23 protein-coding genes and 1 tRNA gene are annotated in these 25,942 nt (G+C 59.5%); 12 read left to right on the top strand and 12 right to left on the bottom strand.

The annotated features are described in order from the left end of the window. Positions 1 to 2: 2 nt before the first annotated feature. A complete protein-coding gene (gabP, locus tag OH720_RS01315) occupies positions 3 to 1,394 on the bottom strand; it encodes a GABA permease (RefSeq protein ID WP_008058483.1) in 1,392 nt (463 codons plus the stop codon). A 563-nt stretch (positions 1,395 to 1,957) separates the two neighbouring features. On the opposite strand from gabP, the gene OH720_RS01310 reads away from it, so the two are divergent. The 7 genes from OH720_RS01310 (at position 1,958) to OH720_RS01280 (ending at position 7,178) form a co-directional block, all read left to right on the top strand. Beyond that, complete coding sequence (locus OH720_RS01310; protein ID WP_007972784.1) at positions 1,958 to 2,731, top strand: ABC transporter ATP-binding protein; 774 nt, start codon at positions 1,958 to 1,960, stop codon at positions 2,729 to 2,731. Positions 2,732 to 2,744: 13 nt separating this feature from the next. Next, the gene (locus tag OH720_RS01305; RefSeq protein WP_180203850.1) at positions 2,745 to 3,491 is read left to right on the top strand and encodes an ABC transporter substrate-binding protein; all 747 of its coding nucleotides are present in this window, start codon (positions 2,745 to 2,747) and stop codon (positions 3,489 to 3,491) included. Positions 3,492 to 3,563: 72 nt separating this feature from the next. Then, the gene (locus tag OH720_RS01300; protein ID WP_008058481.1) at positions 3,564 to 4,259 is read left to right on the top strand and encodes an ABC transporter permease; all 696 of its coding nucleotides are present in this window, start codon (positions 3,564 to 3,566) and stop codon (positions 4,257 to 4,259) included. Next, complete coding sequence (locus OH720_RS01295; protein ID WP_272604270.1) at positions 4,256 to 4,945, top strand: ABC transporter permease; 690 nt, start codon at positions 4,256 to 4,258, stop codon at positions 4,943 to 4,945. Before OH720_RS01300 ends, OH720_RS01295 begins: the two co-directional genes overlap by 4 nt. Continuing rightward, complete coding sequence (locus tag OH720_RS01290) at positions 4,926 to 6,155, top strand: methyltransferase (protein ID WP_272604269.1); 1,230 nt, start codon at positions 4,926 to 4,928, stop codon at positions 6,153 to 6,155. The genes OH720_RS01295 and OH720_RS01290 overlap by 20 nt, the downstream gene beginning before the upstream one ends. Before the next feature lie 315 nt (positions 6,156 to 6,470). Then, positions 6,471 to 6,998 carry a serine acetyltransferase gene (locus OH720_RS01285; protein WP_272606389.1) on the top strand — a complete coding sequence of 176 codons (528 nt, stop codon included), beginning with the start codon at positions 6,471 to 6,473 and terminating at the stop codon, positions 6,996 to 6,998. Between the two features lie 104 nt (positions 6,999 to 7,102). Further along, positions 7,103 to 7,178, top strand: a tRNA-Thr gene (locus OH720_RS01280). 65 nt (positions 7,179 to 7,243) lie between these two features. On the opposite strand, the gene OH720_RS01275 is transcribed toward OH720_RS01280, so the two are convergent. From OH720_RS01275 to OH720_RS01260, 4 genes are all read right to left on the bottom strand, one after another. Beyond that, entirely contained in the window at positions 7,244 to 7,954 is a 711-nt protein-coding gene (locus OH720_RS01275; protein WP_272604268.1) for an SDR family NAD(P)-dependent oxidoreductase, read from the bottom strand. A 42-nt stretch (positions 7,955 to 7,996) separates the two neighbouring features. Then, positions 7,997 to 8,653: a DsbA family oxidoreductase gene (locus tag OH720_RS01270; protein ID WP_272604267.1), complete on the bottom strand. Its 657-nt coding sequence runs from the start codon at positions 8,651 to 8,653 to the stop codon at positions 7,997 to 7,999. Then, positions 8,650 to 8,868 carry a tautomerase family protein gene (locus OH720_RS01265; protein ID WP_095192344.1) on the bottom strand — a complete coding sequence of 73 codons (219 nt, stop codon included), beginning with the start codon at positions 8,866 to 8,868 and terminating at the stop codon, positions 8,650 to 8,652. The genes OH720_RS01270 and OH720_RS01265 overlap by 4 nt, the downstream gene beginning before the upstream one ends. Before the next feature lie 737 nt (positions 8,869 to 9,605). Beyond that, positions 9,606 to 10,892 carry an OprD family porin gene (locus OH720_RS01260; RefSeq protein ID WP_008058461.1) on the bottom strand — a complete coding sequence of 429 codons (1,287 nt, stop codon included), beginning with the start codon at positions 10,890 to 10,892 and terminating at the stop codon, positions 9,606 to 9,608. A gap of 443 nt (positions 10,893 to 11,335) precedes the next feature. On the opposite strand from OH720_RS01260, the gene OH720_RS01255 reads away from it, so the two are divergent. Next, the gene (locus tag OH720_RS01255) at positions 11,336 to 13,429 is read left to right on the top strand and encodes a TonB-dependent receptor (RefSeq protein ID WP_272604266.1); all 2,094 of its coding nucleotides are present in this window, start codon (positions 11,336 to 11,338) and stop codon (positions 13,427 to 13,429) included. 209 nt (positions 13,430 to 13,638) lie between these two features. Here the strand turns inward: OH720_RS01255 and OH720_RS01250 are convergent, their stop codons facing one another. The 4 genes from OH720_RS01250 to OH720_RS01235 all read right to left on the bottom strand — a co-directional run bounded on the left by OH720_RS01250 (position 13,639) and on the right by OH720_RS01235 (position 19,243). Next, positions 13,639 to 13,824, bottom strand: coding sequence for a hypothetical protein (locus tag OH720_RS01250; protein WP_272604265.1), 186 nt, complete (start codon positions 13,822 to 13,824; stop codon positions 13,639 to 13,641). Positions 13,825 to 14,066: 242 nt separating this feature from the next. After that, positions 14,067 to 15,173, bottom strand: coding sequence for an agmatine deiminase (gene aguA, locus OH720_RS01245; RefSeq protein WP_272604264.1), 1,107 nt, complete (start codon positions 15,171 to 15,173; stop codon positions 14,067 to 14,069). 5 nt (positions 15,174 to 15,178) lie between these two features. Next, positions 15,179 to 16,057 carry an N-carbamoylputrescine amidase gene (gene aguB / locus OH720_RS01240; RefSeq protein ID WP_008058457.1) on the bottom strand — a complete coding sequence of 293 codons (879 nt, stop codon included), beginning with the start codon at positions 16,055 to 16,057 and terminating at the stop codon, positions 15,179 to 15,181. A gap of 273 nt (positions 16,058 to 16,330) precedes the next feature. Continuing rightward, entirely contained in the window at positions 16,331 to 19,243 is a 2,913-nt protein-coding gene (locus OH720_RS01235; protein ID WP_272604263.1) for an aminotransferase, read from the bottom strand. 179 nt (positions 19,244 to 19,422) lie between these two features. Here OH720_RS01235 and OH720_RS01230 point away from each other — a divergent pair, with 179 nt between their 5' ends. Genes OH720_RS01230 through OH720_RS01220 form a run of 3 tightly spaced genes read left to right on the top strand, consistent with a single transcriptional unit; the run spans position 19,423 to position 23,115 of the window. After that, positions 19,423 to 21,231: a sensor histidine kinase gene (locus OH720_RS01230; RefSeq protein ID WP_272604262.1), complete on the top strand. Its 1,809-nt coding sequence runs from the start codon at positions 19,423 to 19,425 to the stop codon at positions 21,229 to 21,231. Then, positions 21,228 to 22,622 carry a sigma-54-dependent transcriptional regulator gene (locus tag OH720_RS01225; RefSeq protein ID WP_272604261.1) on the top strand — a complete coding sequence of 465 codons (1,395 nt, stop codon included), beginning with the start codon at positions 21,228 to 21,230 and terminating at the stop codon, positions 22,620 to 22,622. Before OH720_RS01230 ends, OH720_RS01225 begins: the two co-directional genes overlap by 4 nt. A gap of 37 nt (positions 22,623 to 22,659) precedes the next feature. Next, the gene (locus tag OH720_RS01220; RefSeq protein WP_180203831.1) at positions 22,660 to 23,115 is read left to right on the top strand and encodes a YiiD C-terminal domain-containing protein; all 456 of its coding nucleotides are present in this window, start codon (positions 22,660 to 22,662) and stop codon (positions 23,113 to 23,115) included. 42 nt (positions 23,116 to 23,157) lie between these two features. Here the strand turns inward: OH720_RS01220 and cysQ are convergent, their stop codons facing one another. Beyond that, positions 23,158 to 23,985, bottom strand: a complete 828-nt coding sequence (cysQ, locus tag OH720_RS01215; protein ID WP_272604260.1) for a 3'(2'),5'-bisphosphate nucleotidase CysQ — start codon at positions 23,983 to 23,985, stop codon at positions 23,158 to 23,160. After that, on the bottom strand, positions 23,982 to 24,548 hold the full coding sequence (gene nudE, locus OH720_RS01210; RefSeq protein WP_008058441.1) for an ADP compounds hydrolase NudE: 567 nt from the start codon (positions 24,546 to 24,548) through the stop codon (positions 23,982 to 23,984). Before nudE ends, cysQ begins: the two co-directional genes overlap by 4 nt. A gap of 90 nt (positions 24,549 to 24,638) precedes the next feature. Here nudE and yrfG point away from each other — a divergent pair, with 90 nt between their 5' ends. Then, the gene (yrfG, locus tag OH720_RS01205; RefSeq protein WP_272604259.1) at positions 24,639 to 25,301 is read left to right on the top strand and encodes a GMP/IMP nucleotidase; all 663 of its coding nucleotides are present in this window, start codon (positions 24,639 to 24,641) and stop codon (positions 25,299 to 25,301) included. A gap of 127 nt (positions 25,302 to 25,428) precedes the next feature. Here the strand turns inward: yrfG and lysM are convergent, their stop codons facing one another. Next, positions 25,429 to 25,878 (bottom strand): peptidoglycan-binding protein LysM, encoded by a 450-nt coding sequence (gene lysM / locus OH720_RS01200; RefSeq protein WP_008058429.1) that lies wholly within the window; start codon positions 25,876 to 25,878, stop codon positions 25,429 to 25,431. Between the last annotated feature and the right edge of the window lie 64 nt (positions 25,879 to 25,942).

Raw genomic sequence — 25,942 nt, 5'->3', positions numbered from 1 at the left:
AATCAGTTCAACACCACCGCGCCACTTTTTTCCAGCTTGCGACGGCGAGCTACCAGCAAGCCAGCAGCCACCACCAACACACTGAGCAGGCCAGTCGCGAGGATTTCCACGCGATGAGCTTCCTGGAACAGCATGATGGTCAGGGCACCGACGATGAATGCGATCACCGCGTAGGTCAGACCCGGGAACAACCACATGCTGAACACGATTTTCTCACCGCGAGCCATACGCTGCTTGCGCATGCGCAGTTGCGAGATCGCAATTACCAGGTACACCAGCAGTGCAATGGCGCCGGAGCTGGCCAACAGGAACTCGAACACCGCAGCCGGAGCCACGTAGTTGGCGAAAGTTGCCAGGAACGCTGCACCCGTGGACAGCATTACCGCCCAGTAAGGCGTGCCACTTTTGTTGGTGCGGGTGGACATGGCCGGTGCATCACCGCGCTTGCCCAGGGAGAACAACATGCGCGACGAGGTGTAGAGCGCCGAGTTCAGGCAGCTGGTAACAGCAACCAGAACCACGATGTCGACAATCATCTTGGCGTTAGGGATGCCCATGCGCTCAAGCACGGTCTGGTAGGAACCCAGGCTGGCCAAGACAGGATCGTTCCAAGGCACCAGGGCCACGACGATGAAGATCGAAACGAGGTAGAACAAGCCGATCCGCCAGATCACCGAGTTGGTGGCCTTGGAGATTTGCTTGCCTGGGTTCTTCGATTCCGCGGCCGCGATGGTCACGATCTCGGTGCCCATGAAGGAGAACATGGTGGTCAGGATGGCACCCAGTACCGCGCCCATGCCATTTGGCAGGAAGCCTTGGGTGTCGAACAGGTGCGAAACGCCGCTGACCTGGCTGCCCGGCAGGAAGCCGAAGATCGCCATGAGGCCTAGAACAATGAAGCCGATGATCGCCAATACTTTGACCAGAGCGAACCAGAACTCGAATTCACCGTAGTTCTTCACGCTGAACAGGTTGGTCACGGTCAGCAGCATGGTGATGACCAGGGCGAAAGCCCAGATGTCCACTCCTGGGAACCAGGCATGCAGAATGGTTGCGGCGGCGTTTGCCTCCAGCGGGATCACGAGAACCCAGAACCACCAGTACAGCCAGCCGATGGTAAAACCGGCCCAGTGACCGATCGCGCGATCGGCGTATGTCGAGAAGGAGCCTGTGTCCGGCGAAGCAATAGCCATTTCACCGAGCATGCGCATTACCAACACCACCAGCATTCCGGCGGCGGCGTAAGCCAGGAGCACGGCCGGGCCTGCTGCAGCGATGGCGTGGCCCGAGCCAACGAACAGGCCGGCGCCGATAACCCCGGCGATCGACAGCATGGTGACATGCCGTGGTTTGAGCCCCTGTTCGAGGCCGTTGGAGCTTTGGGTACTGCTCATTGAAACTACCTTTGTAAGGAAAAGCGAATGCGTGCATCCCGCCTGTGTTCCTTCTTGTAAAAAGAAACAAACGGAGCGTTCCGGAATCTGCACGCAATATTTGCGCCAAAATGTTTCAAAACCGTCTAGCTCGGGAACTTCGCCCTGACGGAACAGAGATCGCAAGCCATTGATATTAATGGCACTTTGCCAGAACGTTACCCTGCGACTCACTTTATGAACGAACCAGCGCCCCGGAAACACACACAAAAATCCCTCGACGCACGATAAAAGGGCGTATCCGCCACCTTTGGCCCGTTAGCGCTTCCAACCCCCCGCCAAAGCTGGCAACATCGCGCCCTTTTTTACGCGACAGCCACCGCGCTTTTATATGAAAGCAGGGTTCAAACGGCTGTTCGGTTGTTGATGGGGCGACAGTCTGCTGTGCCGATGCGACAACCTGCCACATACCACCCGTTTACTGCCCGTAGCGCTGTTGGCTGCCCTTGAAACGCTATGCTAGCTTGGCCGCCTCGCCAGGAAGGCCACCAACAGCAGGAGCGAATACACAATGAGGAACGCACATGGCTGAGGCCACGCCCGCGCTTGAAATCCGCAACTTGCACAAACGCTACGGCTCGCTGGAGGTACTTAAAGGTATCTCGCTGACCGCCCGCGACGGCGACGTGATCTCGATCCTCGGCTCCTCCGGTTCCGGCAAGTCCACGTTCCTGCGCTGCATCAACCTGCTGGAAAACCCGCACCAGGGCCAGATCCTGGTGGCCGGCGAAGAACTCAAGCTCAAGGCCGCGAAGAACGGCGAACTGGTCGCTGCCGACGGCAAGCAGATCAATCGCCTGCGCAGCGAAATCGGTTTTGTGTTTCAAAACTTTAACCTGTGGCCACACATGAGCGTGCTCGACAACATCATCGAGGCCCCGCGCCGCGTGCTCGGCCAGAGCAAGGCAGAAGCCATCGAAGTTGCCGAAGCCCTGCTGGCCAAGGTCGGCATCGCCGACAAGCGCCACGCCTACCCGGCGCAATTGTCCGGCGGCCAGCAACAACGCGCGGCCATCGCCCGCACCCTGGCCATGCAGCCTAAAGTCATCCTGTTTGACGAGCCCACTTCCGCGCTTGACCCGGAAATGGTCCAGGAAGTACTTAATGTCATCCGCGCACTGGCCGAAGAAGGTCGCACCATGCTGCTGGTCACCCATGAGATGGGCTTCGCCCGTCAGGTCTCCAGCGAAGTGGTGTTCCTCCACCAGGGCCTGGTAGAAGAGCAAGGATCGCCTCAGCAGGTGTTTGAAAACCCGCTTTCGGCGCGCTGCAAACAATTCATGTCCAGCAACCGCTAACGGAGCTAACCGCATGCGCAATTACAAGAAGGTCTTCCTGGCCGCCGCCGTTACCCTGGCGTTCAGCGCCGGTGCCATGGCCGAAACCCTGAAGATGGGCATCGAAGCGGCCTACCCGCCGTTCAACAATAAAGATGCCAGTGGCAATGTCGTCGGCTTCGACAAGGAAATCGGCGACGCCCTGTGCGCCAAGATGAAAGTCGAGTGCACCGTCGTGACCTCCGACTGGGACGGCATCATCCCGGCCCTGAACGCCAAGAAGTTCGACTTCCTGATCTCCTCGATGTCGATCACCGACGAGCGCAAGCAAGCGGTGGACTTCACCGACCCGTACTACTCCAACAAGCTGCAGTTCATCGCCAAGAAAGACGTCGACTTCAAGACCGACAAGGATTCGCTGAAGGGCAAAGTGATCGGCGCCCAGCGTGCAACCCTGGCCGGTACCTGGCTTGAAGACAACATGGAAGGCGTTGAAGTCAAACTCTACGACACCCAGGAAAACGCTTACCTCGACCTGACTTCCGGTCGCCTGGACGGCATCCTGGCCGACAAGTACGTCAACTACGAGTGGCTGAAAAGCGACGCCGGCAAGTCCTATGAATTCAAGGGCGACCCGGTGGAAGAAAGCGACAAGATCGGTATTGCCGTGCGTAAAAACGACCCGATCCGCGAAAAGCTGAACATCGCGCTCAAGGAAATCGTTGCCGACGGCACCTACAAGAAGATCAACGACAAGTACTTCCCGTTCAGCATCTATTGATACTGACCTGCCTGACCGGCGCCTGATGGCGCCGGTTCACGGTATTGCCTGCCGCGATTTGAAAAGAAATCCATGATTATCGACCTCTACGGATTCGGCCCGGCGCTCGCCGCTGGCGCGCTGATGACTGTGAAACTGGCACTCTCGGCCCTGTGCCTGGGGCTGGTGCTCGGTCTGCTCGGCGCCTTGGCCAAGACTTCCCCGTACAAGCCGTTGCAATGGCTTGGCGGCACTTATTCGACACTGGTTCGCGGCATCCCGGAACTGCTCTGGGTGCTGTTGATCTACTTCGGCACGGTTAACCTGATGCGCGCCCTGGGCGAGTTTTTCGGTAACCCCGACCTTGAACTCAATGCCTTCGCCGCGGGCGTGATCGCCCTGGGCCTGTGCTTTGGCGCCTACGCCACGGAAGTGTTTCGCGGCGCGATCCTCGCCATCCCCAAGGGCCATCGTGAGGCCGGCGTAGCCCTGGGCCTGTCGAAATGGCGCATCTTCACCCGCTTGATCATGCCGCAGATGTGGCGCATCGCCCTGCCGGGCCTGGGTAACCTGTTCATGATCCTGATGAAGGACACCGCGCTGGTGTCGGTGATCGGCCTGGAAGAGATCATGCGTCACGCACAAATCGGCGTGACCGTGTCCAAGCAACCGTTCACCTTCTATATGGTCGCGGCGTTCATGTATCTGAGCCTGACGATTCTGGCCATGACCGGCATGCACTTCCTGGAAAAACGCGCCGCTCGCGGCTTCGCGAGGAGCACCCAATGAACTGGGAAGTCATCATCAAGTGGCTGCCGAAACTGGCCCAGGGCGCAACCCTGACCCTGGAACTGGTCGCCATTGCTGTGATCGCAGGCCTGCTGCTGGCGATTCCGCTGGGTATCGCGCGCTCATCCCGCCTCTGGTGGGTGCGGGCGTTTCCCTACGCTTACATCTTCTTTTTCCGCGGCACGCCGCTGCTGGTTCAACTGTTTCTGGTCTATTACGGGCTGGCGCAGTTTGACGCGATCCGTAACAGCTCGATGTGGCCCTATCTGCGCGATCCGTTCTGGTGCGCCACGGCGACCATGACCCTGCACACCGCCGCCTACATCGCTGAAATCCTGCGCGGCGCGATCCAGGCGATTCCGCCGGGTGAGATCGAAGCGGCACGGGCTCTGGGCATGTCGAAAACCAAGGCGCTGATCTACATCATGCTGCCGCGCGCGGCGCGCATCGGCCTGCCGGCCTACAGCAACGAAGTGATCCTGATGCTCAAGGCCAGCGCCCTGGCCAGCACCGTGACCCTGCTGGAACTGACCGGCATGGCGCGTACCATCATCGCCCGGACCTACCTGCCGGTGGAGATCTTCTTTGCCGCCGGCATGTTCTATCTGTTGATGGCCTATGTGCTGGTACGCGGCTTCAAGCTGCTGGAGCGCTGGTTGCGCGTCGATGCCTGCCAAGGGCGTTGATCCTCGGGTGCTGACGGGCGAGGAACTGCTCGCCCGTTTCACCGCACTGGACACCTTTCTGACAGCGCATCAGGCGCTGTGGAAACCTCGGCCCTTCACGCTTCTGCAACTGCCCTGGGAAACCTCCTACCCCGAGCTGGCCGCCTGGCTGCGCGGGCGGTCGCTGGAAGATGCGGAAAACGCACACAACCAACCCGCCCTTTTGGATGCGCCGGAACCTTTTGCAACCTTGGCGACGATGTCCCTTGCGCTGAGTACCGTGGATGAATTGCCCGCCCATGCGCTGGAAGCGGCGGGTCATCGATTGAACGTCGACGTACCTGGGCGCAAGTGGCAGCAAATAGAAACCTTTGCCAGTCGATTGAACTTCGCCGATACGCCCATGCATTGGCTGGACTGGTGCTCGGGCAAAGGGCACTTAGGAAGACGCTTGCTGCAAACCGGCCAACAGCTGACTTGCCTGGAATATGACCCGACACTGGTCGCCAGCGGTCAGGCTCTGAGTCAGCGCCATCAGCTGCATGCGCTGCATGTCGAGCAGGATGTGCTCGCTGTCGATGTAGCCGCGTTATTAAACGCCGAACACACCCCCGTCGCACTGCACGCCTGCGGCGATCTCCACGTGCGATTGATTCAACTCGCCAGCGCAGCAGGCTGCAAACAACTCGCCATTGCTCCTTGTTGCTACAACCGGATCAGTCTTCCCCGGTACTCGCCACTTTCCTCGGTCGCCATGGCCTCCAACTTACAGCTGTCTCTGGATGATCTGGCGTTACCGATGAGCGAAACCGTCACCGCCGGTGCACGCGTCCGACGCCAACGCGACACCTCCATGGCTCGACGCCTGGCCTTCGACCTGCTGCAGCGGCAACTGCGTGGCGTTGACGAATACCTGCCAACGCCATCCCTGCCCAGCGCCTGGCTGGACAAGCCCTTTGCCGATTACTGCCATCATTTGGCCCAACTCAAAGAGTTATCCACAATCGGCCCGCAGGATTGGCAGGCTCTGGAAACCGTCGGTTGGCAACGTTTGGCTGAAGTGCGCAATCTGGAGCTGCTGCGCGGACTTTTCCGACGCCCACTGGAGCTTTGGCTGGTGCTCGATCGAGCACTTTTCCTGCGCGAGCAGGGCTACAAGGTTCGTCTCGGCACGTTCTGTGACACCAAACTCACACCGCGCAATTTCCTGATGTTGGCAGAACGCGCCTAACGCCCCCAACCTGTGGATAAGTCTGTTGATGGAATATCATGGATCCAATATTTTACAGCTGTTTCAGGGGTGAAACGTCACTGTACAGTTTTCGTACACTTGGATAAAAAACCAGAAAAACAGTGATTTGCGAACAGTTGAGAACGGATCCACAAATTCGTCATATACCTCGCGCATTGCGAATCCCGTTGTGCATAAGCATTTGAGCAAAAGACATATCTGTTGAAATTTGGGCAGAAAGTGAGCGTAGGAATCGTTATAGCCAGCAGCTACTATCGAAGGCCTCACAACACAAACAATCAACAGGGCTATGTTTTGAATCTGGACACCTTGGTAGAACATTGGCGGTCGGAAGTCTCGAACAAGAAAAAACGCGGAAGCCGCACAGGGTTCATCAGCAACGTCCTCAAGCGGACTCGCAAGAGCAACGTCCTGCGCTACTTGTTCATGTTTCGACTGGCCCAGTACTTTAATTCCGGAAACGGTCTGGCGCGCTGGTATGCCAAGCGTCTTGAGAGAAAGCTCAACCTCAAGTACGGCGTCGACATCAGCATCGACGCCCAAATAGGCTCAGGCTTTCGCATCGGCCACCTGCCGGGCGTAGTGATCACCGGTGAAGTCAAAATCGGCCGCAACTTCTTCATCCGGCAAAACACCACGATTGGCATCAAGACCCTGGGACTGGACAGCTACGATCTGGTCATTGGCGACAATGTCAGCGTGGGCGCCAACAGTTGCATCATCGCGGACACCCTGACAATCGGCGACAACGTCACCATCGGTGCCATGTCGTTCGTCAACAAAGACATCCCCTCGGGCGCCACGTTTTACAACGCTCGATGAGGCTCAACGCACACCAGAAATCCTGGACAGAGCCCTGCGCAAAAATAGTCAGAATTCAGGGGTTTACAGAACCGTCCCAATCGCTATAATCGTCGCCCTGACACGCCGGTATAGCTCAGATGGTAGAGCAACTGACTTGTAATCAGTAGGTCCCGGGTTCGATTCCTGGTGCCGGCACCATACAAAACAAAGCCCTCGTAGAAATACGAGGGCTTTGTTGTTTCTGCCGTTTGAAAACCCGGATCTTAGTGACCCGCGCTCTGCCCGCCATCAACGTGGAGGATTTCGCCGGTAACAAACTTGGCGTTGTCCAGGTACACGACAGCCTGGGAGATGTCATCAATGTCGCCCATGTGCCCGACCGGGTGCAGAGCGCCCAGTGCGGCGTGGGTTTCTTCGCCGTGCATCGGGGTCTTGATGATGCCAGGGCTCACTGCGTTGACCCGAATGCCGCGCTTGGCGTATTCGATGGCCAGGGATTTGGTCGCCGCGTTCAAGCCACCCTTGGTCAGCGAGGCCAATACTGATGGCACGCCGTCAATAGCGTGGTCGACCAGGCTGGTGGTGATGTTGACGACGTGACCGCTACCCTGTTTTTCCATCTCGGCGATGGCCAGTTGAGTGATATAGAAGAAGCCGTTTACGTTCACCGACAGCACATTGGCGTAGTCTTCAGCGGTGTACTGGGTGAACGGCTTGGCGATGAAGATACCGGCGTTGTTGACCAAAGTGTCGATACGGCCGAAACGTGCGATGGCTTCACGAACTACGCGTTGAGCGGTCGCCGGTTCACCGATGTCGCCAGCCACGGTGAGGATGTCCGGATCGGTGGACGGTTTGATCGAACGCGAGGTGGCGACGATCTGGTAGCCGAGTTCGCGGAAGGCCTTGACCATGCCGTCGCCGAGACCTTGGGATGCGCCAGTGATTACGATAACTTTTTTCGAATTACTCATGATGTATACCTCTAACAATGATGGGGTTTGAAATTCGATAAATCAGGCGTCAGCAGGGGCCGTCGCCATTTGTCTCAACATCTGTTCGTAGTACTCGACCGATTGCGAACCGGACACCAGGTGACGGCCGTTCAACACCATGGCCGGGACCGAATTGATGCCGTGCTGCTGGTAAAACGCCTCAAGCTCACGCACTTCCTCGGCAAAGGCGCCCGATGCCAACACCTCGCGTGCACGGGCCTCGTCCAACCCGGCTTCACCCGCCAGCCGCACCAGCGCCTGCTGATCACTCGGGTTCTGGCCTTCGCTGAAGTAAGCGCGAAGCAGGATCTTCTTCAGCGCCACCTGGCGTCCTTCTTCCAGCGCCCAAAGCAACAAACGGTGGGCGTCGAAGGTGTTGTAGAAGTGCGTGCGCTTCTCCAGGTCGAACTTGAAGCCGATGGCTTCGCCGCGTTCGATCTGCATCTTTTTGCCGGCGGCGACGTCTGCGGCAGTGCGCCCGTATTTGCGCATCAAGTGGTCGACGGCTTTCTCGCCTTCGGCCGGCATGCTCGGGTTCAGTTCGAAAGGCTTGTAGGTCAGCTCGACCGACACCTCACCCGCCCCGTTCTCGATCGCCTGCTCCAGCGCCGTCGCCCCCAGTGCGCACCATGGGCACACCACATCGGAGACGAAATCGATGGTCACCGACGCCGTCATGACTGCCCCTCTTGCGCCAGCTGTTTGCGGTATTGAGTGGTGGTGATACCGGCGTAACCCCAGTTATCGGTGTCGACTTCTTCGATCACGATGTGAGTCAGGTCAGGGCGTTTATTGAGGACGCGCTCCAGTGTTTCAGTGATCTCGGCAATCACCTGAGCTTTCTGCTCAGTGGTAACGCCATCGCGGGTGATGCGTACGCTTACAAAAGGCATGAGGGAAACTCCAGTGACCTTCCCGTCGGGATGATGGGAGAGGCGTTGGAGCTCAATGTAGGGAGTTCGCTGGAGGGGATAAAGGTGGGGGCGGGAACATCATTAATTACGTGATGTAATTATTTACGCGGTTACTTTGCCGTTTTTTCCACGTCGGTGCGTTACGTTAACCAGGTTGACATAAGCATCGGTGGTCGAAAATCGGCCCAAGAGCGCGAAACCGACTGCCTTCAGGTGGCAATAGTCGGCGTTAGGAACCCCGTTGATTACCTGAAAATCAGCGCTCGGGTGAGACCTCTTCTCCCCCGCTTGAGGGAGCATAATATCAAGCGACCTTTTCAGAAAAAGCAGCCTGTTCAGGCTGCTTTTTTATTTTGGGATGGGATATCGGTGATGTGCCAGCTTTCCATGCCGATCTAGACATGACGCCTTAACGTGTAGCAATTTTTCACTTTTTGCGACACGTCCTCGGTACATGTCGCCGCGGACGACACGCAAAAAAAACCCGAACCAGTCGGTGATGCTGTTCACTTTAGCGGCTCGATGTGGAAAGAAAATCAAAAACCAAAGCGAGGCGGCCTGACAGCCGACCTGATTGCAGGTCTGTTCGGGATCTGATCGTTCCCACGCTCTGCGTGGGAACGATCAATCAACATTCGAACGCGCAAAAAAGCCCCGAACCAGTCGGGGCTTCTTCTTTTCGGCCTTGAATCAGGCCTCGATACCGCAACCCATCATCAGAAAACGTTGATCGGGTAATCCACGAACACACGCACTTCGTTACCGCTGACGTTGTACTCGCTCGACTTCTGCGACACGCGCAGGATCGAGCTGCGCAGCTTGATGCTCAGGTCTTTGGCCGGGCCGCTTTGCACGACGTACTTGAACTGGTTGAAGATTTCGCGCTCGGTACCGCCTTCGCTGGTGGAGGTGGTGATGTTGTCACCGCGTACGTAGGCGAAGTTGTAGCTCAGGCCCGGAACACCGAAGGTGCTGAAGTCCAGGCCGTAGCCCAGTTGCCAGCTGCGTTCGTCTTCGGCGTTGAAGTCGGACCAGTAGGAGTTGGCCAGGTAGATGGTGTTGCCACCGTCACCGACGCGACCTTGATCCTTCTGGTAGCCGCCGTAGGCGTAGCCCAGGTTGCTGTCGCCGGTGCTGCGCTGGTGCGCCAGGGTGAACGAGTGTGGGCCGGTGGCGAAGGTGGCTGCCAGGCTCCAGATCTTGTTGTCGTCGCCGGTGACGTTGTTGTCGCGAACGTAGGAATCTTCCAGCTTGGTGCGATAGCCGTTGAAGTCCAGGGTCAGGGACTGATCCTTGTCGATCGGGAATACGTAATTGGCGTTCACGTATTGCTTCTTCAGCACGTCTTCGACGTCGGAGGCGTACAACGCGGCCTTGAATTGTTCGGTGAACTGGTAGCTACCACCCAACACGTTGATCGACTTCAGGCCACCGCTGTCATGACCTTCGGCGCTTTTACGCGATTCGGCGGTGAAGCGACCGGCGTTCAGTTCCAGGCCCTTGATCTCCTTGGAGGTGATCAGGGTACCGGTGTAGCTTTCCGGCAGCAGACGACCGTTGTCGTAGCTCAGTACCGGCAGGACCGGCATTTGGTCGCCGTAGGTCAGCGTGGTGCTGGACAGGCGGAATTTGACCGCTGCGCCAGCCTTGGCCAGGTCGTCAGCCGGTTCGCCGCTGGCACCCTTTTTGAAAAAATCGATGCCTTGGGCGCCGCTGCGGTCTTCATTGCGTTCCAGATTGAGCGCGTACAACCCAAAGGCATCCACGCCCACACCGATGGTGCCTTGGGTGAAGCCGGACGAGAATGTACCGATGGCCGCTTGGCCCCACTCGGATTTGTCCGGGTTGCCGTCTTTGAAGTCACGGTTCATGTAGGCGTTGCGCAGCAGCACTTTGAGGCTGCTGTCTTCAACAAATCCCTTGGATTCGGCCTGGTCGTTAGCCATGGCCTGCGTAGCGCTCAAAATCCCCAGAGCGATCAGGCTGATTCGCTTGTTCAACATGTTGTTTTCCTTATTACGGGTTGAAACGCGCTGTGTCGAACAGCCGGAAACGGCGCTATCGCGCTCTTTTTTCATGTCGCAAACAAAAAGGCCCGCCCACGATCAATCGCGGCGGGCCTTTTAATTATTATTTGGTCATGGCGGTCTGCCACAGGCGTTGGACGGATCGTAGCCGCGCTTTTAACGGTGTGTCAATTTCATGAATCGTCTGTAACCAGGCGAAATTCGTCTAAGAAATGAATTTACTTGGCAGAAAAATTCAACTCGCGCACAGGTTTGACGTCATCCAATGGCGTCGGAAACCTGAAAGTAACAATTGCGACACAATTGGAAACAAACCATCAAGAGCCACTCTCAAGAATAATTAACACAAGTAAATAGCAAGCATTATCATTCGCGCCGTTCTTGTTGCACCCCTAAAAATCCTACGGATGCGTTCTTCAATGCCTGCCCCTTTTCGCCTTACGCCCTTCAGCCTTGGGCTTTCTGCACTGATATCTGCCGGTTTTTCCTACGCTGCTCCTACCACCTTACCTGCCACGTCCATCAGCGCCGAAGCCGAGGCCGATGACCCGCGAGTGAAGGAAACCAACACCGCGACCCGCACCAACACACCGGTGCGCTACGTGCCCCAAGCCATCGACTCGATCAAGACCGCCAACGTTGTCGACTACGGAACCAACGATCTGGGCACCGCACTCAGTGGCATCCCCAACGTCAGCAGCGGTGCTGACACCCGCTTTGACAGCCTGCGCATCCGCGGTTTTGACGCCAGCAACGACTTCTATCTCGATGGCATCCGCGACGACAGCCAATACGTGCGCGACTTGCACAACATCGAACGCATCGACGTGCTCAAAGGCCCAGCCGCCGTGCTGTACGGCCGTGGCAGCCAGGGCGGGATCGTCAACCGGGTGAGCAAGCTGCCGGAGTTCGGCCGCCGCTCGACCCTCGAGGCCCAGGGCGGCAGCGATGATCTGCGCAGCCTGTACGCCGACCTCAGCACCGACCCATCCGAGAACATCAGCCTGCGCCTGAACATGGGCAACATGGACCAGAACAGTTTCCGCGATGGCGTGAGTGGCAATCGCCAGTTGTTCGCGCCTTCGATGAGCTGGCAACTGACACCGGACCTGAACTGGCTGGTGCAGTACGAATACAGCCGTTACAACCGTACGCCGGATCGCGGCATTCCCGGGGTTAACGGCCGCCCGGCAGATGTCGGACGCGATACCACCTATGGCAGCGAGCACGATTTCATCGACGACAAGTCGCAATCCCTGCGCTCCAAACTCACCTATGAGCTCAGCGATAACTGGCAATTGCGCCAGACCCTGGGCGTGTTCAAGCTCAACAGCGATTTCGACAACACCTACCTCACCGGCTACAACCCGAGCACCAACAAGGTCACACGCCAACACTGGCAACAGGACCTGACCACCCGTAACGTCTACAACAATGTTGAACTGGAAGGCGGGTTCGATACCTTCGGCCTGGAGCATCGCCTGCTGACCGGCATCGAGATCGGCAGCCAGCGCCGCGATCCGACCTTGTACACCGCCGCCACTTCAGGGCCGGGCAGTTCACCGGTGCCGCCCCTGGACCTCAACAACCCCAATCGGGACTTGCGCCACACCGGACGCATGCAGGTCTCCAGCAGCTTGCACACCGAAGTCGAAAGCCGTGCGGTGTACGTGCAGGATCAGCTGCAACTGAACGATCAATGGCAACTGCTCGCCGGTTTGCGTTACGACAGGTTCGACATCGAGTCGACCAACAAGCTGCGGGACATTTCCGAAGACCGTGACAGTCACAGCACCAGCCCTCGCGTAGGACTGGTGTGGACCCCCCTGCAGAATCATTCCTTCTATGCCTCCTGGTCGAAGACGTTTTCTCCTGTCGGTGGTGGTTTGATCGGAATTACCCCGGGTGCGGCCGGCAACACCAACGACCTGAGCCCGGAGCTGACCAGGCAGAAAGAAATCGGCGTGAAAAGCGACTGGCTGGACGATCGCCTGAGCACCACGCTGGCGATCTACGAGCTGGAGCTCTACAACCGCCGTACCAGCGATCCAAACAACCCAACGATTACCTTGCTGACTGGTAAGCAACGTTCGCGCGGGATCGAGTTGACCGCCTCCGGCAAAGTGACCGGCAACTGGTATGTGCGCGGCGGCGTAGGTCTTCAGGACGCAACGATCGAGAAAGACAACAACGGCTTTGAAGGCAATCGCATCAGCAACGTGGCCAAGCATAACGGCAGTCTGTTCCTGACCTGGAAACCGGAGATGGGCTGGTACGCCGAAACCGGTGTGACCTTGGTCGGCGATCGTTATGCCGACAACCTCAACACCACCGTGTTGCCGGGTTATGGCCGCTGGGATGCCTTGGCCGGCTTCAGGCACAAGGATTGGGATGTGCGCGCGGCGCTGAACAACATCAGCGACAAGACGTACTACGAGTCGGCTACCAGTGCGGCGCAGATTCAACCGGGTGAGCCGCGTAGCGTAGTTGTTACAGGAACCTACAGCTTCTAAGGTTCACACCGATCCACTGTGGGAGCGGGCTTGCCCGCGATGAGGCCAGCAAGTCCAACATTTTCGTCGAATGACACACCGCCATCGCGGGCAAGCCCTCTCCCACAGGGTTTGGTGGTGTTGATTAGTCCCTATTCCAATCAATCGTCCATAAAAAAGCGCTGCCATCCCGGCAGCGCTTTTTCTTTATCAATCCGTTGTTTTTCTTCTTATCCTTCCATCACATCCCACAACGCATCCAGTTCCGCCTCGCTGAATAAACCAGCAGGGTAACGCTCGATCATCATCCGGCGCGGATCAGTCTGGCTGATCTGACACGTTCCATTGGACTTGAACCAGTGCGCCAGGACCTGCAGCGATTCGCTGTCGCTTGCCACATTCACTTCGGCGTTCATTTCAACGCTCTCTCCTGGTTTTTGAGCGGCTAACTTATCCAAGGTTTATGACAGAACATCGAAGCTCTCCCCTCCCCCTTACCCCCCGACAGATACAAGAGCTATGCCAATGTTTTTCATTTACCGACCGACGGATACAAAAAAGCCCGTAATCCTCAAGGACTGCGGGCTTTGCATGGTGCGGCGTGCGAAAGCGCCAGCCTGAATTTTTTTGCTGTTAACTCAAGCTGTTACAACTGCACTCACTCTTTGTGCGGAGCTGGCTGTTGTTGGGTAAGGCAGTGAATGTTACCGCCTCCCAGTAACAGTTCACGGCCAGGCACCATAACCACTTCGTGCTGCGGGAACAGTGTCTGCAAGATCTCTCTTGCCGGACCATCCAGCGGGTCGTCGAAACTTGGGGCAATAATGCCGCCGTTAACGATCAGGAAGTTCACATAAGAGCCGGCCAGGCGAACGCTCGGGTTACGCTCCTGAGTCCCGTCGACCGGATCGACACCGGCACATTCTTCCTCAGTCGCATACAGCGGCCCCGGAATCGGCATCTTGTGCACCGTGAACGGGCGCCCCTTGGCGTCGGTGCTGTTTTGCAGCACCTTCATGGCCGCCTGGCAGCGTGGGAAGTTCGGATCCTGTGGGTCATCTGTCCAGGCCAACAGCACTTCACCCGGACGCACGTAGCAGCAGAAGTTATCCACATGGCCATCGGTTTCGTCGTTGAACAAGCCATCCGGCAGCCAGATGATCTTATCCACAGCCAGATTGTCTTTCAGCACCGCTTCGATTTCCGCACGATTCATGTGCGGGTTGCGATTGCGGTTGAGCAGGCATTCTTCGGTGGTGATCAGCGTGCCTTCGCCATCGACGTGAATCGAACCGCCTTCGAGCACGAAGCCCTCGGTGCGATAGCGCGAGCTACGCTCGATCTCGAGGATCTTGCCGCCCACCTGCGAGTCGCGGTTCCACGGCGAATACAGGCCGCCGTCGAAACCACCCCACGAGTTGAAGTCCCAGTTCACCCCCCGGACTTCGCCGCTGTTATTGATGACGAACGTTGGGCCGGTGTCCCGAACCCACGCGTCGTCGCTGGACATCTCGACCACGCGGATATTCGGCACGTCCAGGCGGGCACGGGCGTTTTCGTATTGGCCGGCGGACACCGCCACGGTGACCGGTTCGAAACGGGCGATGGCCTTGGCCACCGCTACGTGTGCGGCTTGCGCCGGTTTGCCGCCCAGGCGCCAGTTGTCCGGGCGCTCGGGCCAGATCATCCAGGTCTGGGTTTGGGGTGCCCACTCGGCCGGCATGTAGAAGCCGTCTGCGCGAGGGGAGCTGTTCAAAGTGGTCATGGCAGTCAGGACTCCAGGGATCCGTCGAGGGTTTTGATAGCACCATACAGGTTCGGACGGCGATCGCGGAAGGAGCCCCATGCACTGCGTGTGTGTTCGAGTTTGTCGAGGTCGAAGGTGTGAACCAGGATGCCTTCTTCGGTTTCATTGAGTTCCTGCACCTTCTCGCCGAACTGGTTGGCGATGAACGACGAACCGTAGAAGGTGATGTCGTAGCCGTCCTGTTCTTCGTTGCCGATGCGGTTACTGGCGATCAGCGGCATCAGGTTGGCGCCAGCGTGGCCCTGCTGTACGCGTTGCCAGTGATCGCGGGACGAAATGGTCTTGTCGTGCGGCTCGCTGCCGATGGCAGTCGGATAGAACAGGATTTCCGCGCCTTGCAGCGCCATGCTGCGAGCGGCCTCGGGGAACCACTGGTCCCAGCAGATGCCCACGCCGATCTTCGCGTATCGGGTGTTCCACACCTTGAAGCCGGTATCGCCCGGGTTGAAGTAGTACTTCTCGTGGTAGCCAGGGCCATCCGGGATGTGGCTTTTACGATAAATCCCGAGGTTGCTGCCGTCGGCATCGATGATCGCGATGCTGTTGAAACGTGCGCGGCCTGCCAGTTCGTAGAAGCTGATCGGTAACACGACTTGCAGCTCCTTGGCGACTTTCTGGAAATGCTTGATGGCGACGTTGTCTTCCACCGTCGTTGCCAGTTGCAGGTAATCCGGGTTCGGCTTCTGGCAGAAGTACGGTGCCTCGAACAATTCCTGGATCAGGATGATCTGCGCGCCTTTGGCCGCGGCTTCGCGGACCAGTCTTTCAGCGACCTCGATGTTGCCTTCAAGGTCCCAGGAACAGGCCATTTGCGTGGCAGCGACAGTAACGTTACGGCTCATGAAGCATCTCCGGGCAAGTGCGTGACGGTCGGGCATGGTTCATCCACGCCCTGGCAATGATGACTTTATATCCGATAAAAATCGGCTTTTGAAGCGACAACTATGCCTTTCGTCTAAATTTACTCACTTAATCCCGATAACAATCGATGTTTGCAGCGTTTGTGAGGACGCTTTCGCGGGCAAGCCTCGCTCCTACGGTTTCAGGTCGTACGCATGTTCGCAAACGACACTAATCCGTAGGAGCGAGGCTTGCCCGCGAAAGCGATTTAAGGGTTACAAACCCTCGCTCATTACTTTCGAAAGCATGTCCACAAAGAAATCCACGCTCTGGCGCGACGTCACCATCGGCGGTTTGATCTTAAGCACGTTCAAGTAATCGCCCGTCGGTTGCATGAAAATCCCCAGTTCGCGCAAGCGATCGCACAACGCGGTGGTTTCTTCGGTGGCCGGCTCCAGGGTTGCACGGTTGCGGATCAACTCCACTCCCAGATAAAACCCGGAACCATGCACGGCGCCGACCAACGGATGAATATCGATCAGCGCTTCCAGTCGCTCCTTGAAATACCCGCCGACGACCTGGGCGTTTTCCCAGAGTTTTTCCTCCTCCATCACATCCAGCACCGCCATGCCGATCTGGCAGCTGACAGGGCTGCCACCGGCGGACGAGAAGAAATACCCCTCGGCCTCCAGCGCTTCGGCGATTTCCCGGCGGGTGATCACCGCGCCCAGTGGCTGGCCGTTACCCATGCCCTTGGCCATGGTGATGATGTCCGGTACCACGCCCTGCTCTTCAAAGCCCCAGAAGAAATGGCCCATGCGCCCGTAACCCACCTGCACTTCATCGGCGATGCACACGCCACCTTGGGCGCGGACCATGGCGTAAACCTGCTGCAGGTAACCCGGCGGCAGCGAGATGCCACCGGCATTGCCATACACCGGTTCGCAAATGAAACCGGCCAGTTGACGTTTTTGCCCGGCGATTTTCGCCAGGTTGTGTTCGACGCTGCGCACGTAGTCCGGCGTGCTGTCAGGGCCGCGGAATTCGCCGCGATAGGTGTTCGGCGCGGTCACCGGGTGCACCCAGTCCGGGCGGCTGCTCAGGGCCTTGGGGTTGTCGGCGATCGACGTCGATACCGCATCCGCGCCGACTGTCCAGCCGTGATAGGCCTCCAGTACGCTGAGCATGTCGCGTCCGCCGCTGTAGGCCCACGCCAGGCGAATGGCCAGATCGTTGGCCTCGCTGCCGCTGTTGACCAGGAACACCCGATCCATGCCCTCCGGTGACAATTTCAACAGCCGCTCGGAGAATTCGGCCACGGCCGCATAGTTGAACCGCGAGTTGGTGTTGAGCAACGACCACTGACGGCTGGCGACCGCTGCCATGCGCGGATGGCCGTGGCCGAGTACCGCGACGTTGTTGAGCATGTCGAGGTAAGAGCGGCCCTGCATGTCGATCAGGTGGTTGCGCCAGCCGCGCTCGATGCGCGGCGGGTCGACGTAATAGTGTTTTTGCGTGCGGGCGAAACTGGCATCCCGACGGGCCAGCAAGGTCTGTGAATCGAGTTCCTCTGGCGCATCGCAAGCCAGCCCCAGCAGCACCGCTGGCGACGGGCACAGCGCTTGCCAGGCGCCAGCACGTGAAGGTGTGCAAAACAACGGTGCGGTAAACGACGCCCCTCGGCACAACTGCACGATCAACGGCCCGCTGACCGAACCCAACACCTGACCCTTGACCAGCGCTGCGCCGCTATCCAGCGATGGCGTGACACCCAACAACCGCACGCTCAGTTGCGGACCGTCCAGTTGCAGCAGCCCGGGCATCGGCTGGTGCACCACCCCGGCAAACGGCGCTTCGACTGTCGTGCCGTGGGGCACGCGCAACTCGACGTGCAAGGGACAGGTGTCCGGCTCGCCGGCAGTGTCCGGGCGTGTGCGGGACAAACGGTATTGCCCATAAAGACTGGCTGCCAGACCGTGGACGGCGGCGGCTTCGTCCAGCAGGCGCTGATCGATGCCTTCCTGCTCCCAGTTACCGGCCTCGAAATGCGGGCTGAGCACACCCAGGTCGATCAACGCGAACTCTCGCCCCACCAGGCTCGGCAGCAGCGGTGCGAAGCCTTCGCCGCCAATGCCTGGCAGGTTCTGCCCGACGGCCGACAGGATGGCCGCTTCCATCAGCGCCAACGGCACCGATGTGGCCACCCGGAAGATTTCCCACTCGTGGACCAGGTTATCGCGGCTATAGGTATTGCCCGGATCGATGCTGACCTGCTGTTCGCCACTGAGCACCAGCACCGCCGCACGGGCGACGATCAGCGGCCACAATGCCAGCAGTTCTTCATGCTGCAACGGATTGACCGCGTGATACGCCTGCACCGCTGGCAAAATGCAGAACGGATCGCCTTCACCATGGTGCAGCAATGCTGCGCAGGTCACCGACAGGTCGGTAATGCGCCAGGTGCGGACCAAGTCGCCGAAATCGATCACACCTTGCAGTTGCCAATGGCGCTGCGCATCTCGCTGCCAGACCACGTTGTCGTCGGTGATGTCCATGTGAATGGCTTGCACCGGCAACTTGTCTTGCAGGGGCAACAGATGGCGCTCGGCCTGTTCGGACGCTTCAATGATCAGTCGGCGCTGGGTTTCATCCTTGATGACCGGCAGCAAATGCGCGATCAGTGCATGGGCGTGGCGCGCGTCCCACTGCAGGGTTCGCACCAGCCCCGGATGATCAAAATCGGCCAGTGCCAGGTCCATTTCACCGCACAACCGCCCGAAACCGGCCACCACCTTGCGATTGAAGTATTCGAGGTGCGTCAGGGACTGGCCCTCGATGTAATCCAGCAAACGCACATGCACCGCTTGGCCAGCGACCTCCAGGGACAACAGATCCGCACCGTTTTTTGCCGCAATCACGCGCGGCACGTGCACGTCAGGATGTTCCGCCAGATGCTTGAGCCCGGCATGCTGGGCTTGCAGCTCCAGCGCCGAATAGTCGCCCCGGCAGATTTTCAGGACAAAGCGGCCTTGGTCACTGTCGACGCGGTAGTTCAAATCCTGCTGGCTGCCAAGGGCCTGCAACGTTCCGCCAAACCCGTAATGTTCCTGCAACAGCTCAAGCGCTTGCTCCGCAGACACTTGCGGGCTGGGCAAACTGGCGCGATGAATCAACGTGGCGAGCGGCATGAAACAGACCTCTTCAATGAAGGTGTTAAATTTATTAGGCGCCTATATCGCCACTGCACGAGCCGATACGCAACCCCCCTCTCACCGGTCCGATGAACAACCGGCGCGTATCAACGGTGCGCAGACTGCGTCGGCAAGCCTAGGCATAATGCACCTGTACCCACTGGCGCTCGATGCTCATGACTCCGACCCTTCCCCGCAGACCCCGCTGGCGCAGCCTGGCCCTGCTCGCGCTGTGCCTGGCGCCGTTGCTGTGGCCCCTGGAGCACCTGGCCGAGCGCTATTACCGCAGCGAACTGGCTGGCCAGAATCGCCAGACCCTCGACCTCTACGTCGCCAACCTGCTGGGCACCCTGCACCGCTATGAAGTGCTACCGCAGATCCTCGGCGACCTGCCGGCCCTGCGCGCCGTGCTTGGCGCGCCGGACGATGGCGTCACCCAGGGCAACGCCAATCGCCTGCTGAAAAACATCAGCACCCAGACCGGCGCCGAAGTCATGTACCTGATGGACACCACGGGCAAGACCCTGGCCGCCTCCAACTGGGACAAGCACGACAGTTTCGTGGGCCGCAACTTTGCCTTCCGGCCGTACTTCAGCGAAGCCATGGCCGGGCGGCTCGGGCGATTTTTCGGGCTGGGCACCACGTCCGCCAAACGTGGCTACTTCTTCGCCGCCGCCGTGCGCGCGGGGGAGAAAATCACCGGCGTGCTGGTGGTCAAGGTCGACCTCGACCACACCGAGAGCCTGTGGGGCAAAACCCCGGAGCAACTGCTGCTAACCGATCACAACGGCGTGGTCATCCTCACTTCGCGGCCGGAATGGCGTTTTCGTTCGACCCGGGAGTTGAGCGAAGAAGAGCGCAAGGCCATCACCGCGATCCAGCCCTACCCCACCCGCGAGCCCAAGCCGCTTAAGCTCAACCCCAACGCCTGGCTGACCCAGACCCAGGCGATCGCGGAAACCGGCTGGAACGTCAGCATCCTCGCCCCGCGAACCCTGATCGATCGCCCGGTGCGCACGGTGGTCGCCATCGGTGGCGCGACGCTTTTGGTGTTGATGCTGTTGCTCGGCCTGATGATGCAACGCCGCCGTCACTACCTGGAACGGATCGCCTTCGAAGCCAAGGCCCGGCGCGAACTGGAGGGACGGGTGGCCGAGCGTACCAGTGACCTTGAAGGCCTCAACCGCCGGCTCAAGCAGGAAGTGCTGGAGCGCGAACAGGCCCAGCAAGAGCTGGTTCGTGCCCAGGATGACCTGGTGCAGGCCGGCAAGCTCTCGGCCCTGGGAACGATGTCGGCGAGCATCAGTCACGAACTCAACCAACCTTTGGCAGCCATCCGCAGCTACGCGGAAAACGCCGAAGTGCTGCTCGACCACCAGCGCACCGACGATGCCCGTGGCAACCTCAAGCTGATCAGTGAATTGACCGGGCGCATGGCGTCGATCATCGCTCACCTGCGCGCCTTTGCCCGGCGCGACCGCCACGCCCCGGAAAGCGTCGCCCTGCAGCCGGCGCTGGACGATGCCCTGGCCTTGCTGGCCAAGCGCCGACGCAGCATGGAAGTCGAGCTGATTCGCGACTTGCCCGCCGCCACTTTGTGGGTCGAGGCCGGGGAAACCCGCCTGCGCCAGGTGCTGGGCAACCTGCTGGCCAACGCTCTGGATGCCCTGACGGAAAAAGGCCCGCCACGTAAACTCTGGCTCAGTGCCCAATCCACGGCCGAGGGCGTCAACCTGTACATTCGCGACAACGGCCCCGGGTTCTGCCTGGAGGCCCTCGGCCGCGCCAGCGAGCCCTTCTACACCACCAAGACCCGTACCCAGGGCCTTGGATTGGGGCTGGCGATCTGCGAGACCCTGATGCGCGCCTTCGGCGGCGAACTGTCGTTCGCCAACCACAAGGAGGGCGGCGCCTTGATTACCCTGAAGCTACGCGCAGGCGCACCGGGTGTGAGCCTGCAACCGTCCGAGGACCGAAGTGCATGACCATCGACAACCGCATCCAGGTCGTGTTGATCGACGACGATCCCCACCTGCGCCAGGCCTTGAGCCAGACCCTGGACCTGGCCGGCCTGAAGATCCTGCCGCTGGCCGAAGCCAAGGGCTTGGCCGCGCAACTGGAGCGCGACTGGCCGGGCGTGGTCGTCAGCGATATCCGCATGCCGGGCATGGACGGCATCGAACTGCTGACCGAACTCCACGCTCAGGACCCAGAACTGCCGGTGCTGCTGATCACCGGTCACGGCGATGTGCCACTGGCGGTGCAAGCCATGCGCGCGGGGGCCTATGACTTTCTGGAAAAGCCCTTCGCCAGCGACGCCCTGCTCGACAGCGTGCGCCGCGCCCTGGCCTTGCGCCGACTGGTGCTGGACAACCGCAGTCTGCGCCTGGCCCTGAGCGATCGCAATGAATTGAGCACACGCCTGGTGGGGCAGTCACCCTCGATGCTGCGCCTGCGCGAACAAATCGGCGCCCTGGCGGCGACCCGGGCGGACGTGCTGATCCTCGGTGAGACCGGGGCCGGTAAAGAAGTGGTCGCCCGCGCGTTGCATGACCTGTCGAGTCGGCGCAATGGCCCGTTCGTGGCGATCAACGCCGGGGCACTGGCCGAATCGGTGGTCGAAAGCGAGTTGTTCGGCCATGAGCCAGGCGCTTTCACGGGCGCGCAGAAACGTCGCATCGGCAAGTTCGAATTTGCCAACGGTGGCACGTTATTTCTCGATGAGATCGAAAGCATGAGCCTGGACGTCCAGGTGAAATTGCTGCGTTTGCTGCAGGAGCGTGTGGTCGAACGCCTGGGCGGCAATCAACTGATCCCGCTGGACATCCGCATCATCGCCGCCACCAAGGAAGATCTGCGCCAGGCCGCCGATCAGGGCCGATTCCGCGCCGACTTGTACTATCGCCTGAACGTCGCGCCATTGCGCATTCCACCACTACGCGAACGCGGTGAAGATGCGCTGATGCTGTTCCAGCATTTCGCCGATGAAGCCAGCGCCCGCCACGGCTTGCCGCCCCATGAACTGCAACCCGGGCAACGCGCCCTGCTGTTGCGCCACACCTGGCCCGGCAACGTGCGCGAACTGCAAAACGCTGCCGAACGTTTCGCCCTGGGCCTGGAACTGGCGCTGGACAGCAACGAGGTGCAAGGCACGGCTGGCACGACAGTAGAAATGGTCAGCGGCGGATTGAGCGAGCAAGTGGAAAACTTCGAAAAAACCCTGATAGCCGCCGAACTGGCGCGCTCGCACAGCTCCGTGCGCAGCGTCGCCGAAGCGCTGGGCATTCCACGCAAGACCTTGCATGACAAATTGCGCAAGCACGGCCTGAGCTTCGCCGACAGCGGCGCCTCCACCCACGGCGACGACCTCGATTGAGTCGCGCCCACTCCCACTTCAAACAAGAGGCCGCTGAATGAGCCGCGACAGTCGTCAACTGGAATCCGTCCTCCATCACGACATTCCCCTCACCCGGGACATGGGCCTCAAGGTGCTCGACTGGCACGATCAACAACTGCGCCTGTACTTGCCCCTGGACGCCAACGTCAACCACAAGAGCACCATGTTCGGCGGCAGCCTGTACTGCGGCGCGGTGCTGGCCGGTTGGGGCTGGCTGCATCTGCGCCTGAAAGAAGAAGGGATAACCGACGGACACATCGTTATCCAGGAAGGGCAGATCAACTACCCGTTGCCAGTGACCGGCGATGCACATGCCATTTGCCAGGCGCCGAGTGCGCAGGTGTGGAAGAAATTCCTGGCGATGTACCAGCGCTACGGGCGGGCGCGGTTGGTCCTGCATACGCGAGTGGTGAACGCGGGCAGCGATGAGGATGCGGTGAAGTTTGTCGGGCAATACGTATTGCACCGGTAACGCAAAAGATCGCAGCCTGCGGCAGGCAGCGATCTTTCGATCTTAACTTCGCGCCAGCGCCAACAACTGTTCCCGCCACGCAGCCTTGGCCGGCAGTGCCAGGAAAAATTCGTTCAGCAGCGATTCCCGCGCCGGATAACTGAACGGTGCGCCATTCAGATCCAGCACCTCGCCACCTGCCCCTTCCAGCACGCCTTGCGCCGCCGCCGTGTCCCATTGCGAAGTCGGCGCCAGCCGTGGATAACAATCCGCCGCCCCTTCGGCCAACAGGCAGAACTTCAGGGAGCTGCCGATATTGGCCAGTTCCAGTTCACCCAGGCTGGCGCTCAAGCCGGCCAGCAAGCGCTCCTGTTCCGGACTGGAATGGCGACGACTGGCAACCACTGTGAACGATTGCCCGGGGCCCGGCACGTCACGCACCTGAATCGCCACGGGCATACCACCCTGATCGCAACGCCACGCGCCGAGCCCGGCACCCCCGACATAGAAACGCCCGTTAGTCGGCATCGACACCACGCCAAACACCACGCGCCCCTGCTCGATCAGCGCGATGTTGACGGTGAACTCCTCGCTGCCGGAAATAAATTCCTTGGTGCCGTCCAGCGGGTCCACCAACCACCAGCGCTGCCATCCGGCGCGCACGCTCTGCGGGATGTTGGCGTCTTCTTCGGACAACACCGGAATGCTCGAGTCCAGTGCGGTGAGCCCGGCCAGAATCACATGGTGGGCGGCGAGGTCGGCGGCGGTGACCGGCGAATCGTCTGCCTTGGCGATCACCGCAGTGCCAATGCGCCAGAACGGCAGGGTCGCCTCGCCGGCCTTCAATGCCAGCTCGACCACCGGCGCCATCAATGGATGGGGAAAATTCATGGCTGGAACACCCCGCGCTGGATCAGCAGATCACGGGCCAGGTACAAGGCCGCCAAGGCTCGGCCTTCGGTGAACTTCGGGTTCTGCGCCAGCGCCGACAACTCGCGCAGGTTGACCTTGTCCATGCCCATCGGCTCCGGTTCGTCACCTTCCAGGCGCTCTTCGTACAGGTCAGTGGCCAACACCACCTGGATTTTCTGGCTCATGTAACCGGGTGACAACGACAGCTCGGTCAGATGTTCCAACTGCCGCGCGCCATAACCGGCTTCTTCCTTGAGCTCACGCTCGGCGGCCGCCAAAACGTCCTCGCCCGGCTCGATCAAGCCTTTGGGCAGGGAGAATTCGTATTCATCGGTACCGCCGCAGTATTCCTCGACCAGTACGGCGTGGTCGGCATCGAGCATCGCCACGATCATCACGGCGCCATAGCCTGCGCCCTTGCCGACCAACCGCTCATAGGTGCGCTCCACGCCATTGGAAAAACGCAGCTTCAGCTCCTCGACGCAGAACAAACGGCTGGTGGCGACAATCTCGCGGGCGAGGATGGTGGGTTTCTGGCGCATGAGCGGCTCCTGGGCGATAGCGGGTTACTATACCCGGCCTATCCTGATTGTTGTTCCCGGATACCTTTTTTACCGCTGGAGAAGTTTTTTATGTCCCTGCTGCCCTGGCACGACATCGATACCGTTCTGCTGGACATGGACGGCACGCTGCTGGACTTGCACTTCGACAACCATTTCTGGCTGGAGCACCTGCCCCAGCGCTACGCCGAGCTGCACGGGGTGAGCCGGGCCATGGCCGAGATGGAGTTGCACCCCCTGTTTGAACGCAATGCCGGTCAACTGCAGTGGTACTGCCTGGATTTCTGGAGTGCCGAACTGAAACTGCCTGTGCGCGAACTGAAACTGGAAACCGCCCACCTGATCGCCCTGCGCCCGGATGCGGACACCTTTCTGGCAGCGATCAAGCGCGCAGGCAAACGCGTGGTGCTGATCACCAACGCGCATCGCGATTCGCTGTCATTGAAGCTGGAACGAATCGAGCTGGCACCGTATTTCGAGCGTTTGATCAGCTCCCACGATTACGGTTTCCCCAAGGAAAACCCGCAGTTCTGGGAGGCCTTGCAGGCCGACATCGACTTTGACCCGGCGCGCAGCCTGTTTATCGACGACACCCTGCCGATCCTGCGCAGTGCCCGGGCGTTCGGGGTGGCGCATTTGTTGGCGGTGAAAGAGCCGGACAGCCGCAAAGGGCCCAAGGACACGGCGGAGTTTGCGGCGGTCGGAGATTATCGGGATTTGATTACCGGGCTTTGAGACCGTGTTGACTGCTTCGCGGGCAAGCCTCGCTCCTACAGGATCCATGTCGTTCACGAAAATGCAAACGACATGGATCCTGTAGGAGCGAGGCTTGCCCGCGAAGGCCATCCCACGGACTTAAGGATTACTCAGGAATCCGCAACACCTGGCCTGGATAGATCTTGTCCGGATGCTTGAGCTGAGGTTTGTTGGCCTCGAAGATTTTTTGATATTTGTTCGGATCGCCATACACACGCTTGGAAATCGCGCTCAGCGTGTCGCCTTTCTCGACCGTTACGAACTTCGCGGCCGGAGCCACGCCACCGGTCACCGTGATCTGATCGTCAACACCGCTGACCCCGGCAACGTTGCCCAGCGCCAGGAGGATTTTTTCTTTCTCTTCCTGACTGCTCGCCTCACCGGTGGCGATCACTTTATCGCCCTCGACCTTGACTTGAATCTTGGATGTATCGATCCCCGTCAGCGCACTCTGCACATGCTTGGTGAGCGCTTCGCTGTTGGCTTCGGCCTTGTCCGGCGTCAACGCGTCGAGGATTTTTTCACCGGCTTCTTTTAGAAAACTGAACAGGCTCATCGTTTCGCTCTCCTTGGGTTTCGGGTTCCAGACGCAAAAGCCTAGACCACGGCGCTCATTTGCC

Source organism: Pseudomonas sp. WJP1 (assembly GCF_028471945.1).
In the GTDB taxonomy this organism is placed as follows: Bacteria; Pseudomonadota; Gammaproteobacteria; order Pseudomonadales; family Pseudomonadaceae; genus Aquipseudomonas.
Note: the sequence above shows the minus strand (reverse complement) of the source record. Positions and strands in the feature narration are given on the sequence as shown.

Bases quoted from the DNA above. Each gene is read 5' to 3' on its own strand.
- gabP (WP_008058483.1), bottom strand. From the start codon at position 1,394: ATGAGCAGTACCCAAAGCTCCAACGGCCTCGAACAGGGGCTCAAACCA.
- OH720_RS01310 (WP_007972784.1), top strand. From the start codon at position 1,958: ATGGCTGAGGCCACGCCCGCGCTTGAAATCCGCAACTTGCACAAACGC.
- OH720_RS01305 (WP_180203850.1), top strand. From the start codon at position 2,745: ATGCGCAATTACAAGAAGGTCTTCCTGGCCGCCGCCGTTACCCTGGCG.
- OH720_RS01300 (WP_008058481.1), top strand. From the start codon at position 3,564: ATGATTATCGACCTCTACGGATTCGGCCCGGCGCTCGCCGCTGGCGCG.
- OH720_RS01295 (WP_272604270.1), top strand. From the start codon at position 4,256: ATGAACTGGGAAGTCATCATCAAGTGGCTGCCGAAACTGGCCCAGGGC.
- OH720_RS01290 (WP_272604269.1), top strand. From the start codon at position 4,926: ATGCCTGCCAAGGGCGTTGATCCTCGGGTGCTGACGGGCGAGGAACTG.
- OH720_RS01275 (WP_272604268.1), bottom strand. From the start codon at position 7,954: ATGAGTAATTCGAAAAAAGTTATCGTAATCACTGGCGCATCCCAAGGT.
- OH720_RS01270 (WP_272604267.1), bottom strand. From the start codon at position 8,653: ATGACGGCGTCGGTGACCATCGATTTCGTCTCCGATGTGGTGTGCCCA.
- OH720_RS01265 (WP_095192344.1), bottom strand. From the start codon at position 8,868: ATGCCTTTTGTAAGCGTACGCATCACCCGCGATGGCGTTACCACTGAG.
- OH720_RS01260 (WP_008058461.1), bottom strand. From the start codon at position 10,892: ATGTTGAACAAGCGAATCAGCCTGATCGCTCTGGGGATTTTGAGCGCT.
- OH720_RS01255 (WP_272604266.1), top strand. From the start codon at position 11,336: ATGCCTGCCCCTTTTCGCCTTACGCCCTTCAGCCTTGGGCTTTCTGCA.
- OH720_RS01250 (WP_272604265.1), bottom strand. From the start codon at position 13,824: ATGAACGCCGAAGTGAATGTGGCAAGCGACAGCGAATCGCTGCAGGTC.
- aguA (WP_272604264.1), bottom strand. From the start codon at position 15,173: ATGACCACTTTGAACAGCTCCCCTCGCGCAGACGGCTTCTACATGCCG.
- aguB (WP_008058457.1), bottom strand. From the start codon at position 16,057: ATGAGCCGTAACGTTACTGTCGCTGCCACGCAAATGGCCTGTTCCTGG.
- OH720_RS01235 (WP_272604263.1), bottom strand. From the start codon at position 19,243: ATGCCGCTCGCCACGTTGATTCATCGCGCCAGTTTGCCCAGCCCGCAA.
- OH720_RS01230 (WP_272604262.1), top strand. From the start codon at position 19,423: ATGACTCCGACCCTTCCCCGCAGACCCCGCTGGCGCAGCCTGGCCCTG.
- OH720_RS01225 (WP_272604261.1), top strand. From the start codon at position 21,228: ATGACCATCGACAACCGCATCCAGGTCGTGTTGATCGACGACGATCCC.
- OH720_RS01220 (WP_180203831.1), top strand. From the start codon at position 22,660: ATGAGCCGCGACAGTCGTCAACTGGAATCCGTCCTCCATCACGACATT.
- cysQ (WP_272604260.1), bottom strand. From the start codon at position 23,985: ATGAATTTTCCCCATCCATTGATGGCGCCGGTGGTCGAGCTGGCATTG.
- nudE (WP_008058441.1), bottom strand. From the start codon at position 24,548: ATGCGCCAGAAACCCACCATCCTCGCCCGCGAGATTGTCGCCACCAGC.
- yrfG (WP_272604259.1), top strand. From the start codon at position 24,639: ATGTCCCTGCTGCCCTGGCACGACATCGATACCGTTCTGCTGGACATG.
- lysM (WP_008058429.1), bottom strand. From the start codon at position 25,878: ATGAGCCTGTTCAGTTTTCTAAAAGAAGCCGGTGAAAAAATCCTCGAC.